16 protein-coding genes and 2 pseudogenes are annotated in these 15,552 nt (G+C 56.3%); 1 reads left to right on the top strand and 17 read right to left on the bottom strand.

Annotated features, from left to right (window positions below; translation table 11 throughout):
- Positions 1–19 precede the first annotated feature (19 nt).
- From ACZ1GM_RS07070 to rpsM, 7 genes and pseudogenes are all read right to left on the bottom strand, one after another.
- Positions 20–2,159 (bottom strand): annotated as a pseudogene (locus ACZ1GM_RS07070) (prolyl oligopeptidase family serine peptidase).
- A gap of 84 nt (positions 2,160–2,243) precedes the next feature.
- Complete coding sequence (locus tag ACZ1GM_RS07065; RefSeq protein ID WP_472678410.1) at positions 2,244–2,720, bottom strand: serine hydrolase; 477 nt, start codon at positions 2,718–2,720, stop codon at positions 2,244–2,246.
- Positions 2,701–3,642: a serine hydrolase gene (locus tag ACZ1GM_RS07060; RefSeq protein ID WP_472678409.1), complete on the bottom strand. Its 942-nt coding sequence runs from the start codon at positions 3,640–3,642 to the stop codon at positions 2,701–2,703. Before ACZ1GM_RS07060 ends, ACZ1GM_RS07065 begins: the two co-directional genes overlap by 20 nt.
- 119 nt (positions 3,643–3,761) lie before the next feature.
- Positions 3,762–4,184: a 50S ribosomal protein L17 gene (rplQ, locus tag ACZ1GM_RS07055; protein ID WP_472678408.1), complete on the bottom strand. Its 423-nt coding sequence runs from the start codon at positions 4,182–4,184 to the stop codon at positions 3,762–3,764.
- A 141-nt stretch (positions 4,185–4,325) separates the two neighbouring features.
- Positions 4,326–5,381, bottom strand: a complete 1,056-nt coding sequence (locus tag ACZ1GM_RS07050; protein ID WP_472678407.1) for a DNA-directed RNA polymerase subunit alpha — start codon at positions 5,379–5,381, stop codon at positions 4,326–4,328.
- A 126-nt stretch (positions 5,382–5,507) separates the two neighbouring features.
- On the bottom strand, positions 5,508–5,897 hold the full coding sequence (rpsK, locus tag ACZ1GM_RS07045) for a 30S ribosomal protein S11 (protein WP_160604054.1): 390 nt from the start codon (positions 5,895–5,897) through the stop codon (positions 5,508–5,510).
- A gap of 71 nt (positions 5,898–5,968) precedes the next feature.
- Complete coding sequence (rpsM, locus tag ACZ1GM_RS07040; protein ID WP_472678406.1) at positions 5,969–6,337, bottom strand: 30S ribosomal protein S13; 369 nt, start codon at positions 6,335–6,337, stop codon at positions 5,969–5,971.
- A 350-nt stretch (positions 6,338–6,687) separates the two neighbouring features.
- Between rpsM and ACZ1GM_RS07035 the strand changes: the two genes are divergently transcribed.
- Entirely contained in the window at positions 6,688–8,139 is a 1,452-nt protein-coding gene (locus ACZ1GM_RS07035) for an H-type lectin domain-containing protein (protein WP_472678405.1), read from the top strand.
- 12 nt (positions 8,140–8,151) lie between these two features.
- Here ACZ1GM_RS07035 and gdhA read toward each other — a convergent pair whose 3' ends face one another.
- The 10 genes and pseudogenes from gdhA to rpsH all read right to left on the bottom strand — a co-directional run bounded on the left by gdhA (position 8,152) and on the right by rpsH (position 15,547).
- On the bottom strand, positions 8,152–9,525 hold the full coding sequence (gene gdhA, locus ACZ1GM_RS07030) for an NADP-specific glutamate dehydrogenase (protein WP_472678404.1): 1,374 nt from the start codon (positions 9,523–9,525) through the stop codon (positions 8,152–8,154).
- Positions 9,526–9,653: 128 nt separating this feature from the next.
- On the bottom strand, positions 9,654–10,367 hold the full coding sequence (locus ACZ1GM_RS07025; RefSeq protein WP_472678403.1) for an SRPBCC family protein: 714 nt from the start codon (positions 10,365–10,367) through the stop codon (positions 9,654–9,656).
- 42 nt (positions 10,368–10,409) lie between these two features.
- Positions 10,410–11,054 carry an adenylate kinase gene (locus tag ACZ1GM_RS07020; protein ID WP_472678402.1) on the bottom strand — a complete coding sequence of 215 codons (645 nt, stop codon included), beginning with the start codon at positions 11,052–11,054 and terminating at the stop codon, positions 10,410–10,412.
- Positions 11,055–11,100: 46 nt separating this feature from the next.
- Positions 11,101–12,470 (bottom strand): annotated as a pseudogene (gene secY, locus ACZ1GM_RS07015) (preprotein translocase subunit SecY).
- A 113-nt stretch (positions 12,471–12,583) separates the two neighbouring features.
- Positions 12,584–13,075 carry a 50S ribosomal protein L15 gene (gene rplO, locus ACZ1GM_RS07010; protein WP_472678401.1) on the bottom strand — a complete coding sequence of 164 codons (492 nt, stop codon included), beginning with the start codon at positions 13,073–13,075 and terminating at the stop codon, positions 12,584–12,586.
- 143 nt (positions 13,076–13,218) lie between these two features.
- On the bottom strand, positions 13,219–13,404 hold the full coding sequence (gene rpmD, locus ACZ1GM_RS07005) for a 50S ribosomal protein L30 (RefSeq protein ID WP_472678400.1): 186 nt from the start codon (positions 13,402–13,404) through the stop codon (positions 13,219–13,221).
- Between the two features lie 5 nt (positions 13,405–13,409).
- Positions 13,410–14,273: a 30S ribosomal protein S5 gene (rpsE, locus tag ACZ1GM_RS07000; protein ID WP_472678517.1), complete on the bottom strand. Its 864-nt coding sequence runs from the start codon at positions 14,271–14,273 to the stop codon at positions 13,410–13,412.
- Positions 14,273–14,617 carry a 50S ribosomal protein L18 gene (rplR, locus tag ACZ1GM_RS06995; RefSeq protein WP_472678399.1) on the bottom strand — a complete coding sequence of 115 codons (345 nt, stop codon included), beginning with the start codon at positions 14,615–14,617 and terminating at the stop codon, positions 14,273–14,275. The genes rpsE and rplR overlap by 1 nt, the downstream gene beginning before the upstream one ends.
- 1 nt (position 14,618) lies before the next feature.
- Complete coding sequence (rplF, locus tag ACZ1GM_RS06990; protein WP_472678398.1) at positions 14,619–15,152, bottom strand: 50S ribosomal protein L6; 534 nt, start codon at positions 15,150–15,152, stop codon at positions 14,619–14,621.
- Positions 15,152–15,547 (bottom strand): 30S ribosomal protein S8, encoded by a 396-nt coding sequence (gene rpsH / locus ACZ1GM_RS06985; protein WP_472678397.1) that lies wholly within the window; start codon positions 15,545–15,547, stop codon positions 15,152–15,154. Before rpsH ends, rplF begins: the two co-directional genes overlap by 1 nt.
- Between the last annotated feature and the right edge of the window lie 5 nt (positions 15,548–15,552).

Raw genomic sequence — 15,552 nt, 5'->3', positions numbered from 1 at the left:
TGCATGTTTTTCTGAACAACTATTTTGCGGGTGTTTCCAGACCCGTGTGAAAGGCGAGAAAACTCAGAATATCGCCATACTCTTCGATCACCTTGTCGATAGGCTTACCCGAACCATGCCCTGCGCGCGTTTCTACGCGAATAATCTGTGGCTCTTCACCCACGTCGGCGGCCTGCAAAGCAGCCGCATATTTGAAACTGTGCCCGGGCACCACGCGATCGTCAGTATCGGCAGTCGTCACCAGCATCGCCGGATACTCCTCACCCGAACGGATGTTATGATACGGCGAGTATGCGCGCAGGATTTTGAAATCCTCCTCACGATCAGGATGGCCATAGTCATCCACCCAATATCGCCCGGCGGTCCACTGGTCGAAGCGCAGCATGTCCATCACGCCAACCGCAGCATTGGCGGCATCGACAAGATCTGGTCGCTGGTTCACCACCGCACCAACCAGCAATCCTCCGTTGGAACCACCCTGTATCGCTAGGCCATTTTCTGTCGTGATACCGTTCGCTTTGAGATATTCACCCGCAGCGATGAAATCATCGAAAGTGTTCTGCTTGTTCGCGCGGCGACCACCATCATGCCACTCTTTCCCATATTCACCACCACCGCGAATATTGGCGAGAGCAAAGACGCCGCCGGCCTCCATCCACGCCATACGGCTTGAGGAAAAACCGGGCGTGAGCGAGATGTCGAACCCGCCATAGCCATAAAGCAGCGTCGGTGCCGGTCCGGTCACGTCTTTGCGCTTCACGATGAACATGGGGACCTGCGTGCCATCCTTGGAAGGATAGAAAACCTGATCAACATCGTAGTCGTCAGGATCAAAGGTTAATTCCGGCTGCGCAAAGATGCTGGTCTCGTTAGTGTCGAGATCAAGCCGATAAATCGTCGAAGGCCGGTTGAAGGTAGTAAAGCTATAAAACGTTTCCGATGCGTCGGGCGATCCGCCAAAGCCGCCAGCGCTGCCCAATCCATTCAGAGCGATTTCGCTTTTCGGATTGCCATCCAGATCGAAAATCAGCGCGCGTGATGAGGCATCCTTAAGGTACTCGACGACCAGATTGCCGCCGATGATTGACGCGCCTGAAATAGGCTGATCGGTCTCTGCAATGACCGTTTCCCATACCGGCGACGCGGCATCCATATCGATTTTGATGATCTCGATATTTCGGCGCACTCTCATTGGTCATGAAATAGAGCGTACCATCGACGGACTCGATCGGGGTCCATTCATGCTCAAGGCCGCCCACCATAACACGCGGTGTCCAGCCAAGCTCGCTGCGCTTGGCCAGATCGATAATATGCACTTCCTGTTTTGCTTCCGTGCCGGTGCGGCTCAGCAATACCGCAAAGCGGCCATCATCCGTGGTCCAGGCCGTGTGGCCCAGTTCAGGTCGATCAGGGGTCGAATAGACCAGCTCATCCTTGCTCTGATCCGTACCGATCCGGTGAAAATACACCGCCTGATTGTAATTGCGGGCCTGAAAGTCCTGGCCTTCTTCCGGCTCAGGAAAACGCGAATAAAGAAGCCCTTCGTCGCCAACCCACTGTAGTCCCGTAAACTTCGCCCAGCGCAGCTCATCCGACACTTCATCACCCGTGTTCACGTCGAGGAACCGGATGATCCGCCAATCACTGCCGCCGTCCTGAATTGAATAGGCAAGATAGCTGCCACTCATCGATGGCGCAGTGCCAGCAAGCGCCGTCGCGTCGTCTTCTGACCATTCATTCGGATCAAGCAGCAGTCGACCTTCCGCATCAAGCCCGTCGCGCACGAAATATTGCGACTGGTTCATCAGCCCAGAATTGTACGAATAGAAATAACGCTCACCTGCGCGGCGCGGAATGCCAAACCGTTCGAAATTCAGCAGCTCACCCATCTTGGCCTTAAACCAGTCATTGCCGGGCATCTGCTGCAGATACGCGCCGCTGACTGCATTTTGCTGCTCGACCCAATTGGCAACCTCTGGGTTGTTGCGGACATCATCCTCCAGCCATCGATACGGATCAGCGATCTCTTCGCCGAATTTCGTTTCGACCAAATCTTGAGTGTATGTTTCTGGATAATCTGGAAGCGCGGCGGTTTCGGCCTGCACGGCAGTAGCGATGATTGCGATAGCAGCACCTGTCAGGAGGGATTTGCGGAGCATCGGAAGAGCGACCTTTTGTTCTGTGTTTCTGTAAATGGAATGCCGAGCGACGCCAATTGGTTTCCGAAATCGCGTCGCTTTCGCCTACTTTTCGAGCGTCGCCAGCACATCGCGGGTAAATGCAGCAATATCGAACCGGCTGCCCACCGGATCTTCGCCGCGTCGCACGATCACGAGGCTGCGGCTCGGCACAATAACGATGTGTTGCCCGCGATTACCAAGTGCTGCGAATGTATCGGCAGGCACGCCGTCACTGTTGTTCAACAGCCAGAATCCCGCGCCATAGCCAAATGTCCGCCCCTCTGGTTGAGGGCCGCTGGCGGATGACACATATTCTCGCCAGTCTTCCGGGAGGACACGCTCCCCGCTCTTGGTAACGCCATCATTGAGATAAAGCTGCCCAAGCTTTGCCAAGTCCCGCGCAGTAGACCAAACTTGGCTCGACAACACATAGCCGCCCCGCCAATCAGTCTCGGCAACTGTGTGCAGCATGCCGACCTTCTCAAAAAATACCGAAGGTTTGTAATATTGCAGCCATGGCTCAATCGCCTTTATCGCCATCAACGTGTCGTTGTTGGCATAACGATAGACGGTGCCTGCGCGGATGGACCATCGGCCAATTGGTTGCTGTCTCATCCACGGTCGCCCCACCCCAATAGAGCGGATCTGTGCGATTACCCGGAGTATCTGAGTATCGCCCCGATGCCATTCTAAGCATGTGATCAATCGTCAGCGCATTACGCGCGTCGGCGGTGCCGCCGCTGCGCCAGTAACCCAGGCCTATACGGTCAGTGACGGCAGCATCTTCCTGATAAACGGCGGCCCCCACCAATGTCGCGGCGATGCTCTTGGCGACCGACCAGGTCCGTTGCGGTGTAGTCGCATCGAAGCCGCGAGCGTACCTTTCCCCGATTAACTTGCCATCCTTGACTACGACCACAGCTGTGGAGCGCGTGCCGGTACCGTAGGTCTCGCCGGAAAATGCAATCGCGAGGACTTCGCTAAATCGATAAGGGACCCGCCCACCGCCTGGGAAGGCTTCGTCCGTTGGCTCTTCAGAGTTTGACGCGCGCTCTACTTCCCTTTCTGGCCTGCTCCAATTTTCAAGCGCGCCAATTGGGATACCGGAGCACCCCTCATCGGTGAAGTAGGCGGCTATCCGGTCAGGCATGGTGTCATCCCACTCGACCGCGACATGCGCGATCTGGCCACCGGGACGACGGACAATCTCATACGGCATTTCACGAATGATTGCGTCGAGCGGGGTCTGAATGCCCGTCAGCTCCCACTCATGCACACTTTCAGGTGTTCGCGTGGCGCCATTAGCCTCCGCGTTTGCGATAGCGCTGCATAAGAATAACGCTTTGTACCCGGCGGCAAGCGCGCGGTCGTATCGCGAGTCGAGCCGTTCCTGTGCGGATTGAGCGGACGCAGAAGATGCTGCGGCGAGAAGCGCAAGTGCGCCAAGTGACGAACGAACCATGACAAGCACCCTATCGCGCGCTCAAGAAATTGGAAGGTGCCAAAAGAAAAGGGCCGCGAGATCACTCTCACGGCCCGTTTGTTGTTCTCGGAGCTCCGAGCCACCCGAAAGAAAACGTCTTACGCTTCTTCGAGGTCTTCCTCGTCAGTCATGACGGGGCCGCTATCCTGACCTTTGGCATCGGGATCGCGGTCGACAAGCTCAATGATCGCCATCTGCGCCGCATCGCTGCCGCGATAGCCGGCCTTGATGATCCGCGTGTAACCACCATCGCGGTCGCTGTAACGCTCTGCCAGAACGTCAAACAGCTTCTTCAGCTGTGTCTCGTCCTCCAGACGCGCCATGGCGAGACGACGGTTTGACAGGCCACCACGCTTTGCCAGCGTGATCAGCTTCTCCACATAGGGGCGCATTTCCTTCGCTTTTGGAAGCGTGGTGAGGATCTGCTCATGCTTGATCAGCGCGGCTGACATATTGCGGAACAGAGCCTTGCGGTGGCCCGATTTACGGCTCAGCTTACGCTGTGAAATTCCGTGACGCATTGTATTCTTCTTTCTGGCTGACCCATCCGGGCGGAAAACCGGTTCCCACTTTTCCTGATGGGATCAGCGCTTCGTTCGTAATAGGCCCGTACGAGGTAGCCCGTCCCTGGTGGCACGTTCAGGCCGCCACCTTCACCTATCTTAACCCAGTAGCTCTTGTTCGAGCTTCTTGGCCATTTCTTCAATGTTTTCAGGCGGCCAGCCTGGGATATCCATACCCAGTCGAAGGCCCATGCTCGACAGCACTTCCTTGATCTCGTTCAGCGACTTGCGGCCAAAGTTTGGCGTACGCAGCATCTCTGCTTCGGTTTTCTGAACCAGATCGCCGATATAGATGATGTTGTCGTTCTTGAGGCAGTTTGCCGAACGTACAGAAAGCTCCAGCTCGTCGACCTTCTTGAGCAGGTAACGGTTGAGCTGGTTTGCATCGCTCTCTTGTGGCTCAGCAGCCTGGCCGATCATCGCACTCGAAGGCTGCGGAATGCCGTCTTCGAAGTGGACGAACAGTGTCAGCTGATCCTGAAGAATGCGCGCGGCGTAAGCAACGGCATCTTCTGGAGCGATCGTGCCGTCAGTTTCGACCGTCAGCGACAGCTTGTCATAGTCGAGTTCTTGACCAACACGGGCGTTTTCGACCTTGTAGCTGACCTGACGGACAGGCGAGTACAGGCTGTCGACCGGGATCAGGCCAATCGGCGCATCAACCGGACGGTTCTGAACCGCAGGCGCATAGCCACTGCCCGTGTCAGCCGTCAGTTCCATGTTCAGCGTCGCACCTTCGTCGAGATGACAGATCACCAGATCCTTGTTCATCACTTCGATGTCGCCGGAAACAGCAATGTCGCCCGCCTTCACTTCAGCTGGGCCAGTGGCGGAAAGCTGCAGACGCTTAACGCCCTCACCTTCCATCTTCAGCGCGATCTGCTTCACGTTGAGAACAATGTCAGTCACGTCTTCGCGCACACCAGCGAGCGAAGAGAATTCGTGAAGAACATTCTCGATCTTGATCGAGGTAATCGCGGCGCCCTGCAGCGAGCTAAGAAGCACGCGGCGCAAGGCGTTGCCGAGCGTCAGGCCAAAGCCACGCTCCAACGGTTCGGCAACAAAGGTCGCCTTACGGACCTTGTCTTCGCTTTCCTTGATTTCAAGGCTGTTGGGTTTCTTGAGTTCCTGCCAGTTCTTGGTGTTGACGGACATGAATTTCCCCTAATTCGCACTGTGGCGGGTATCGGATACGGACAAGACCGGAAACGCTAGGCTAGCGCGTCCGGTCCGTTCGGATGTGACTGCGGGCCTGACATCAGACCCGCGGGCATTAACGGATCAGACGCGGCGACGCTTGGAAGGCCTCACCCCGTTATGCGGGATCGGCGTAACGTCGCGAATGGATGTGATGGTGAAACCGACTGCGGCCAAACCGCGCAGCGCGCTTTCACGGCCAGAGCCTGGACCTTTCACTTCGACTTCCAGCGTACGGACGCCGTGTTCGGCGGCCTTCTTGCCGGCATCGTCTGCCGCGACCTGAGCGGCGTAAGGTGTTGACTTACGGCTGCCCTTGAAGCCCATCATACCAGCGCTGGACCAGCTGATTGCATTGCCCTGCGCATCGGTGATGGTGATCATCGTGTTGTTAAAGCTGGCGTTGATGTGTGCAACACCGCTTGAGATATTTTTCTTGTCGCGTTTTCTAACCCGACCTGGTTCGCGTGCCATTGTTCTCGTGTTCCTTACAGATTTTCAAGAAGGGAAAAGCAAGACGCCTCAATAGGTATGAGGCGTGCGGCTTACTTCTTCTTACCAGCGATCGGCTTGGCCTTACCCTTGCGGGTGCGGGCATTGGTGTGCGTACGCTGACCACGAACGGGCAGCTGATTACGGTGACGCAGACCGCGATATGACTTAAGGTCCATCAGACGCTTAATATTCATCGCGGTGTCACGGCGGAGGTCACCCTCAACCGAATAATCCGCGTCAATCGTCTCACGAATACGCAGCACTTCCTCGTCACTGAGGTCCTGCACGCGGCGCGCGTGGTCAATGCCCAGCTTGTCAGCAATCTGGACGGCGGTGGTACGGCCAATGCCGTGAATGTAGGTAAGCGCGATAATTACACGCTTGTTTGTGGGGATATTTACCCCGGCAATACGAGCCACTTACTTCTCCATGCTCCACAGGGTCCAACTGGATCAGGCCAGCTACCCTATCTCAACGCTCAAAAAACCACTCAACATTCACATATTGCTGTAACGCAAAAAGCCCGGATGGCGTGCAATATGGCTGCCGCCTGCCGAACAATCCGTAAATGTCGAATGATGCGCGCGCTTAGGGTGATTCTCCGCCCGCGTCAACCGCCGAGGCTTCTGGTTGTGTCTTGCATTGCAAAATGGGTGCGTTTCCCCTGTTTACAAGAGTTTGCGAGACAGGCCATTTTTAGCGCTCAGACCGGGCATTCTCTAACGCTTGGTTAACCACGCTATGCGATATTTCACGCATTGTGATGGGAGTGTTGAGCAAGCCGACGATCTTCGTCGCCCGGTTGGCGGCCATTTTGCTGTGCCTGCTCTCCATCAGTACGGCCGCCCATGCCGGACGGATCGAAGCCGGTACCTTCACCGCGCATGACACATTCAATAATCAGGCTCCGGTGCGAGTGAACTTTCAGCAGGCATTCGACACAGTGCCGGTTGTCATCGCCATCCCTTCGTCAAACGGGAACAACTCGGCATCAATCAGGATAACGAATGTTACAACCACGGGCTTTGACGAATTAGCGCTCGAACCGGACAATTGGGACGGTCGGCACATTGTGATGGTGACGCACTACATTGCGATCGAGCCCGGTCGCCATGTTTTGCCAGATGGCACAGTGATCGAGGTCGGCAGAAACAGCATCGGTAATGTTCAATTCGGCAGCGGCTTCACGGGGGGAACGGCAAGTTGGGCAAATATCAACTTCTCTGCCCCGCTGGCCTCCGCCCCGACCGTCATACACCAGCTTCAGACCGCAAACAGCGAAACGCGCGATGTGGCGAACCAAAGCTCTCGCCCTCACATAACATCAATCGCGCGCAGCCCTTCGATCACGGGTTTCCAGCTCGCCATCGATCGCAGTCAGGCCAATAGCGGCCCTTTCCCCGGTAATGAACAGATCGGGTGGATTGCATTTCCCGCTGGAACAAGCGGTAGCTTTCCCGACATTGGGGGCACGACAATCAACTGGGCGGCCAGCACAACCCCGGCTAACATCAGGGGGTGGGACGATGGCTGCTTCAGCAACCCCCATGGCCAATCCGGCGGCACCCCTGTCGTAGTCGCGAAAAAGCTGAGCCGGAACAACGCTGATGGCGGTTGGCTGCGCTATTGCACAATCAACGGCACCACCATTTCTGTTCGGGTGGATGAAGATCGTGACCAAGACAACGAGCGGAGCGTTGCAAGCGGCGATGCCGAACAAGCCGGGATCATCTCGTTTTCGCAGAGCTTCCACGCGCTGCTCGAGGCGGATCTAAGCGTAACAAAATCGAGCGTCGGTTTCACCAACGCGTCAGGGTCTGGTTTCGCCATCCCCGAAACTATTGTCGAATATCTGATCACGGTCAGCAACAATGGAAATGCGCCTCCGAATGCAAACACCGTTCAGGTACTGGAGGCTTTACCCAACGAGCTTGATTTTGTTGTAAGCGATTTTGGCGCGCCCGGCAGCGGGCCTTTCGGCTTTCAGCAGGGTAGTCCGACGAGCACTATGACCTGCGGCTTCGTATCCTTTGCCAGCACCACCGACTGCTATCAGTTCTCAACCGATGGTGTGAACTTCACCTATGTGCCCGCCGACAGCGGTGATGGAACCGATCCCAATGTCAGGTTTGTAAGGGCCACGCCCGGAGGCTTTATGGCAGGTGACAGCGGAAGCGGGGCCCCAAGCTTTCAATTGCGCCTGAGAGCCCGCATCCAATAAGTTACGCGCAGGTCAGACTACGCCAAAGGCCAGCATCGCATCGGCGACTTTCTTGAAGCCGGCTATGTTCGCGCCTTTCACATAGTCGACATAGCCATCATCATCTTTGGCGCCTTGCTCGCCATATTCAACGCACTTCTCGTGAATGCCTTCCATTAGTTCGGTTAGCATGTCGCCAAGCTTCTCATGATCCCAGCTGATCCGCTCTGAATTCTGGCTCATCTCAAGGCCCGAAACGGCAACGCCGCCTGCATTGGCTGCCTTGCCGGGGCCATACATGATCTTGGCATCGTGGAAGACCTTAACGCCTTCCAGCGTGGTAGGCATATTGGCGCCTTCTGAAACGGCCTGAACGCCATTGCCCACGAGCGCCTTGGCCTCATCCTCATTCAGTTCGTTCTGCGTCGCGCAGGGCAGCGCCAGGTCACATTTCACGTGCCATGGCCGCTTATCCTCGTGGTATTCAGCATTCTTGAATTCATCGACATATTCACTGATCCGGTCGCGTTTCTCGTTTTTCAGATGCTTGACCCAGTCGATCTTGTCCTGGTCAATCCCGTCAGGATCATGAACAAAGCCATCGCTGTCCGACAAGGTGAGCACTTTCCCACCCAGCTGCGTGATCTTTTCCGCAGCATGGGTGGCGACGTTACCCGAACCGGAAATGACCGCAGTCTTCCCCTCAACGTCCTCGCCCTGATGCTTGAGCATATTTTGAAGGAAATACACTGCTCCGTAACCCGTCGCCTCAGGACGCATTTTCGACCCACCAAATTCCTGAGCCTTGCCGGTGAGAACGCCTTCCCACCGATTGGTGATCCGCTTGTATTGGCCAAACATATAGCCGATCTCACGGCCACCAACGCCGATATCGCCAGCAGGCACGTCGGTATCTGGGCCAATATGGCGATAGAGTTCTGTCATGAAGCTCTGGCAAAAGCGCATAACCTCCGCATCGCTCTTGCCGCGCGGGTTGAAGTTTGAACCGCCCTTGCCTCCGCCCATTGGCAATCCGGTCAACGAGTTTTTGAATGTTTGCTCAAAAGCGAGGAATTTTAGCACGCTTTCGTTCACGGTGGGGTGGAAGCGAATCCCGCCCTTGTAAGGCCCAATCGCATTGTTATTCTGGACACGCCAACCACGCTGAACCCGGATGTTGTGATTGTCATCTTCCCAGCACACGCGGAATGATACTACGCGGTCCGGCTCTGCAATCCGGCGTAAAATCTGCGCCTCGTGATACTCTTCCTTATCCTCGATAAATTCAAAGATATCCTGCGCGACTTCCTGAACTGCCTGAATAAATTCAGTTTGGCCCTCATTACGCTTGCGAACCCCTTCCATGAACTGGTCGAGATCTACATGCCGGTCGTATACGGAAGCCATTGTCGCGTTCTCCTCTTCGTCACTCGACTAGAGCGACAGCGTGATGTCCATACGACCTATACTTTTCTGAGTCTTATATGTTCCTGCCACCTTTGTGGTGATCTTGCCGTATAGACCGGTGCAGTCGGCTATTCGTCGTTCGCGAGCGCGTCTATCTGCGCCTCCAGGCTCAATTCGCTGTTGTCGAGGTTGTCCTCGTCATTGTTGAGATTAACGCCGTCAGCACCACTTTGCTCGTCATCGGTGGTGCCATCAACGGGCTTTTCATCCTCACCCGCATCAAGCGGACCCAGATGCGCTTGAAGGCCCTTAAGTTGTTGGCTCATGACTCCATCGACGGCTTTGGAGATTTCTCCAATTTCAAACCGCATGGGACCGCCGACATTGTATTCCCACAGCACGCGAGTACCGCCGTCGATCTCTTTCAGCGTAATGGTGAGGATGCCTGTGGCGGGCTCGCCCTGCAACGGCCCCAACCCTCCGCGCATACGCAGCACCCGCAGGGGAAATGCCTGGATCACTTCCATGTGACGCGCGCTGCCATCCATGGCGAAACCTTCGTCACCATCATCACCTGGGATACGCTCACAAAAGCAACCACCAGCCTGCGGCACCAGCGTCATGTTGGATGCGTCGCCCGACCAGCTATGATTATCATTCCACCAATCGCCTGGCTTGATCAGGGCGAGCCATGTTTCCAGCGGTGTGGCAGCAACCTGGGCAGTATCGCGGGTGACGAAACCGGTATCGGTCGTTTGTGTGACCTCTGCGAAAGCCGGAGCCGCCACAAAGGCGCAACTCCCCATGGCAAACGCCGCGAACTGTTTGAATATCCCTCTCATCGCTCACCCTTGTGAAACCAGAGAGGCGGTGATGCAAGAGAGTTAGCTGAGGATAGCATCCAAAGAGGCGGCCACCTCATCAATCGAAGCCATGCCATCAACGCGGCTGACTATACCGCGTGCCTCATAACCTGGGAGTATCGGTGCGGTCTCGGACCGATACACGCCCATCCGGTTTCGAACAGTTTCCTCGTTATCGTCCGGGCGACGCTTAAATTCGGTGCCGCCGCAGCTATCGCAAATACCGTCCTGGGCCGTCGGATTTGCGGTATCGTGATACAACGCCCCGCAGTTCGCGCACGAGAAGCGCCCGGTGATCCGCTCGACAAGCGCGTCCTCGTCAACAGATAATTCGATGACGTGGTCGAGCTTGCGACCATGTTTATCCAGCAAACCGTCAAGCAAGGCAGCCTGAGGTTCCGTGCGCGGATAGCCATCAAAGATCAGACCTGTCTCAGCCGGGATCTGTGCCATCTGCTCGCCGACGATTTCAGCCATCAGCTCGTCCGGAAAAAGCTTGCCGGCCTTCATGATTTCATCAGCCATCTTGCCAACATCAGTACCCGCCTTGACCGCCGCGCGCAGCATGTCGCCCGTCGAGAGCTGCACCATACCGTGACGTTCGACCAGACCCTGAGCCTGAGTGCCTTTACCAGCGCCCGGAGGGCCAAGAAGAATGATGTCCATGGCGTGTCGTACCCCGATATCTACGCGTGGAATGCTAAGACAGCGCTTAGGTCCGCGAACGGCCTTTGAGCTTCGCCTTCTTGATAAGGTCACCATATTGGTGCGCCAAGAGATGCGATTGAACTTGGCTGATCGTATCCACAGTCACGTTGACGACAATCAAGAGGCTGGTGCCGCCAAGGAACAACGGGATGCCCGTTTGCGCGATCATATATTCCGGGATCACGCAGACCAATGCCAAATAGATCGCACCAACCACGGTGATGCGCGTCAGCACATAATCGAGATATTCCTCGGTACGCTTGCCCGGACGGATGCCAGGAATGAAGCCTCCGTTTTTCTTCAGGTTCTCAGCAGTCTCTTCTGGGTTGAAGACCACCGCAGTGTAGAAGAACGCGAAGAAGATAATGCCGATGGCATAGAGCGTCATATAAATCGGCTGACCGTGCGCGAGATACTGGTTCAGCGTCACAATGAATGAACCCGTCGTGCTTTCGGTATCAACCGAGTTTCCGGCAAACTGGGTGATCGTGAGCGGCAACAGCAGCAATGAACTCGCGAAAATCGGCGGAATAACACCGGTACCGTGTTGAGCTTTAGCGGCAAGTGCGAACGATCCGCCTGCATCATCCCGTTCTGAGAAGCACGCTTCGGATATTGAATGAGCAAGCGGCGTTGCGCGCGCTCGACAAAACTGATGATCAGGATCAGCACCACGACCATCAGGATGAAGCCGATGATGATGCCCGGCGCGATAGATCCAGTCCGGCCACCCTCAAACAGGTTTGAAGCAAAGCTAGGGAACTGCGCGACAATACCGGCCATAATAATCAGCGAGATGCCATTACCAATACCGCGCGAGGTGATCTGCTCACCCAGCCACAGCAGCAGCATCGTGCCGCCGACAAGGCTTATGACCGCGCCGATGCGGAACATCACGCCTGGGTCAACGACAGCCTGAACGCCGCTCGCCGCGCCGAAACTCTCCAGACCCGATGCAACAAACCACCCTTGAATCGCGCACAGAAACACCGTGCCATATCGCGTGTATTGGTTGAGCTTCTGGCGCCCGACGGTGCCCTCTTTCTTCAGAGCAGCGAGCGTAGGGTGCAGCGCCGATGCCAGCTGCACCACAATCGACGCTGTAATGTACGGCATCACGCCCAGCGCAATCAGACTCATCCGCTCCAGCGACCCGCCGGTGAACATGTTGAACATGTCCAGGATGCCGCCACGTGTTTGCTCAGCCAAAACCTGCAATGCCAGCGGGTTGATACCCGGCAACGGCACGAAGCTGAGGAAGCGGAAAACGACCAGCGCACCCAGTGTGAACCAGATGCGCTGCTTGAGCTCGGTTGCTTTGCCAAAATTGGCAAGGCTCAGATTGCTCGCGATAGAGTCGGCGCGTGAAGCCATAACGTCAATAGATCCCAAATCTCATGCCGAATGTCCGGCCTAGATTGGACAAATAGGGAGCGAGGGGCCGAATGTCGAACCCCACCCCATTTTTTTGGCCCAACTTTTCCGGCTTACTCGGCGTCAGCTTTCGCTTCGACCTTCTTCGGGGCAGTCACTTCGACAGAACCGCCGGCCTTCTCAACTGCCTCAATCGCGCCTTTAGACGCGCCAGCAACCGAGAATTTCACCTTGGCTTTGATTTCGCCCTTGCCCAGCAGACGGACACCATCTTTGCCGCCGCGTGCAAGGCCAGCAGCTTTCAGCGCTTCATGATCGACAACTTTCTTGCCGTCGAGCTTCTTCGCATCGATGAATTTCTGCACCATGCCGATGTTCACTTCGGCGAAGTCCTTGCCAAACGGGTTGTTAAAACCACGCTTTGGCAGGCGCATATGCAGCGGCATCTGACCGCCTTCAAAGCCCTTGATAGCCACACCTGAGCGGCTCTTCTGACCCTTTTGACCGCGTGCAGCGGTTTTACCCTTACCAGAACCGATACCACGGCCCTTGCGCACGCGGGATTTACGGGCACCCGCATTATCGCGGAGATCATTCAGTTTCATAATATTGCACTCGCTGGAGTTTACCCCAGCGAAAGCTGGGGCCTGTTTTTAGCTATGCCTAAAGGCGTTCGCGCTGATCGCCCTAGATCCCAGCCTTCGCTGGAATGGCGGGAAAAGCGAACCCTTCCCCGCCACAATTCTGTTTAATCGACTACTTCCACCATATGCGGAAGCTTGGCGATCGCACCGCGTGTTTCCGGCGTATCCTGAACTTCGACGACTTTGTTCATCTTGTTCAGGCCGAGGCCAATCAGAATTTTCTTCTGGCTCTCGGGACGACGGATCGGTGATCCGATCTGCTTGATCTTGATTGTTTTTTTGGCAGCCATTGATCTTACTCCACAACTGCTGCGGCGTCGGCTTCTGCCTCGGCCTCGCTGGCGCCACCACGGCCGAGAAGGTCAGCAACCTTCTTGCCGCGACGCTGAGCCACAGACTTCGGCGAAGTCTGATTAGTCAGCGCGTCAAATGTGGCGCGGATCATGTTGTACGGGTTCGACGTACCAACCGACTTGGTCACAACGTCTGCAACACCCAGGCTCTCAAACACGGCACGCATTGGACCACCGGCAATAATACCAGTACCCGGAGGCGCTGTGCGCACGGTGACCTTACCGGCACCGAAGCGACCCTTGGCATCGTGGTGAAGCGTGCGACCTTCTTTCAAAGGAACGCGGACCATCTTCTTGCGCGCAGCGGCAGTTGCCTTGCTGATCGCCTCTGGAACCTCGCGTGCTTTACCATGACCGAAGCCTACACGGCCTGAGCCGTCGCCAACTACGACGAGTGCGGCAAAGCCAAAGCGTTTACCACCCTTAACCGTCTTAGAGACGCGGTTGATGTGCACGAGCTTCTCGATGATACCGTCATCTTCTTCTTCGCGGCGACCACGACCACCGTCGCGACCACGGCCACGACCGCGACCGCGATTGTTGCCGTCACGTCCGCCGCGACCACGAGCCTGCTTAGGCTCTTCGTTCGCTGTTTTCTCGGTTGGTTGCGCAGCCGGCTCAGCAGCAGCAGACTGATTGTCAGCAGCTTCAGAAGGCGTATCAGCAACCGCTGGCTCTTCTTTGGCGACTTCAGGAGCGCTTTCCGCTTCGGCCTTCACCTCTTCAGCAGGTGTTTCAGTAGCGGCGGTCTCTTCGACTTTCGCTTCTTCAGCCGGCGTATCTGTTTTCTTTTCGTCAGCCATAATCAGAACTCCAGCCCGCCTTCACGAGCGGCATCGGCCAGCGCTTTCACGCGGCCATGGAACAGGAACCCGCCGCGATCAAACACGACAGTCGTAACACCAGCTTTTTTGGCAGCGGCGGCGATGTCCTTGCCAACCTGCGTTGCGGCATCGACATTTGCGCCAGACTTCTTCGCGCCCAGCGTTGATGCAGCGGCAACCGTACGGCCATCGGCGTCATTAATGACCTGCGCATAGATGTGGCGGCCCGTACGGTGCACGGACAGACGCGGCTTATCACCAGACCGCTTGCGGAGCGCAGTGCGCACACGGCGGCGGCGGCGTTCAAATAGAGAAAGCTTTGCCATCTTACTTCTTCTTCCCTTCCTTGCGGAAGACATATTCGCCCTGGTATTTGATGCCCTTGCCTTTGTACGGCTCAGGCTTGCGCCAGCGGCGGATTTCTGCGGCGAGCTGACCAACGGCCTGCTTGTCAATTCCGCTGATGATCACGGTCGTCTGATCGGGGCATTTCACCTCAAGACCTTCCGGAACGGCGATATCAACATCGTGGCTGAAACCGAGCTGCAGCTTCAGGTTCTTGCCCTGCGCCTGTGCACGATAACCAACGCCTGAGATTTCCAAAGTCTTGGAGAACCCTTCGGTCACGCCCTCAACCAGGTTGGAAACCAGCGTACGCTGCATGCCCCAATAAGAACGCGCAGTTTTCGTGTCATTCGCCGGGCTCACCTGGATCTCATCACCTTCGACTTTGTAGTCGATCAGGTCAGACAGCCCCAGTGTCAAAGTGCCTTTCGGCCCTTTCACGGTCAGCGTGCTGTCCTCAATCTTGGCTTCGACCCCACTAGGGATCGCAACCGGCTTTTTGCCAATGCGGCTCATCAGAATACCTCCGCCAGCACTTCGCCGCCGACGTTTTCTGTGCGCGCTTCCGCGTCGGAAAGCACACCCTTTGGCGTCGAGACGATGGTGATGCCAAGGCCATTGCGCACGGTCGGCAGCTCTTTCGAACCCGAATAGACGCGGCGGCCAGGCTTGGAGACACGGCTCACATGCTTAATCGCAGGTTCGCCTTCGAAATATTTCAGTTCAATCCGCAGAGCAGCGTGCTTGCCTGAGCCATCTTCGCTGTAGCCACGGATGTAGCCTTCGCGTTGAAGCACTTCGAGAACATTTGCACGCAGCTTGCTAGCTGGCGAAAGAACGGAGTCCTTTTTCGCCTGCTGGCCGTTGCGGATACGGGTGAGCATATCACCCAGTGGATCGGTCATAGCCATCTGTC

Source organism: Qipengyuania sp. JB2-7 (assembly GCF_055693485.1).
Note: the sequence above shows the minus strand (reverse complement) of the source record. Positions and strands in the feature narration are given on the sequence as shown.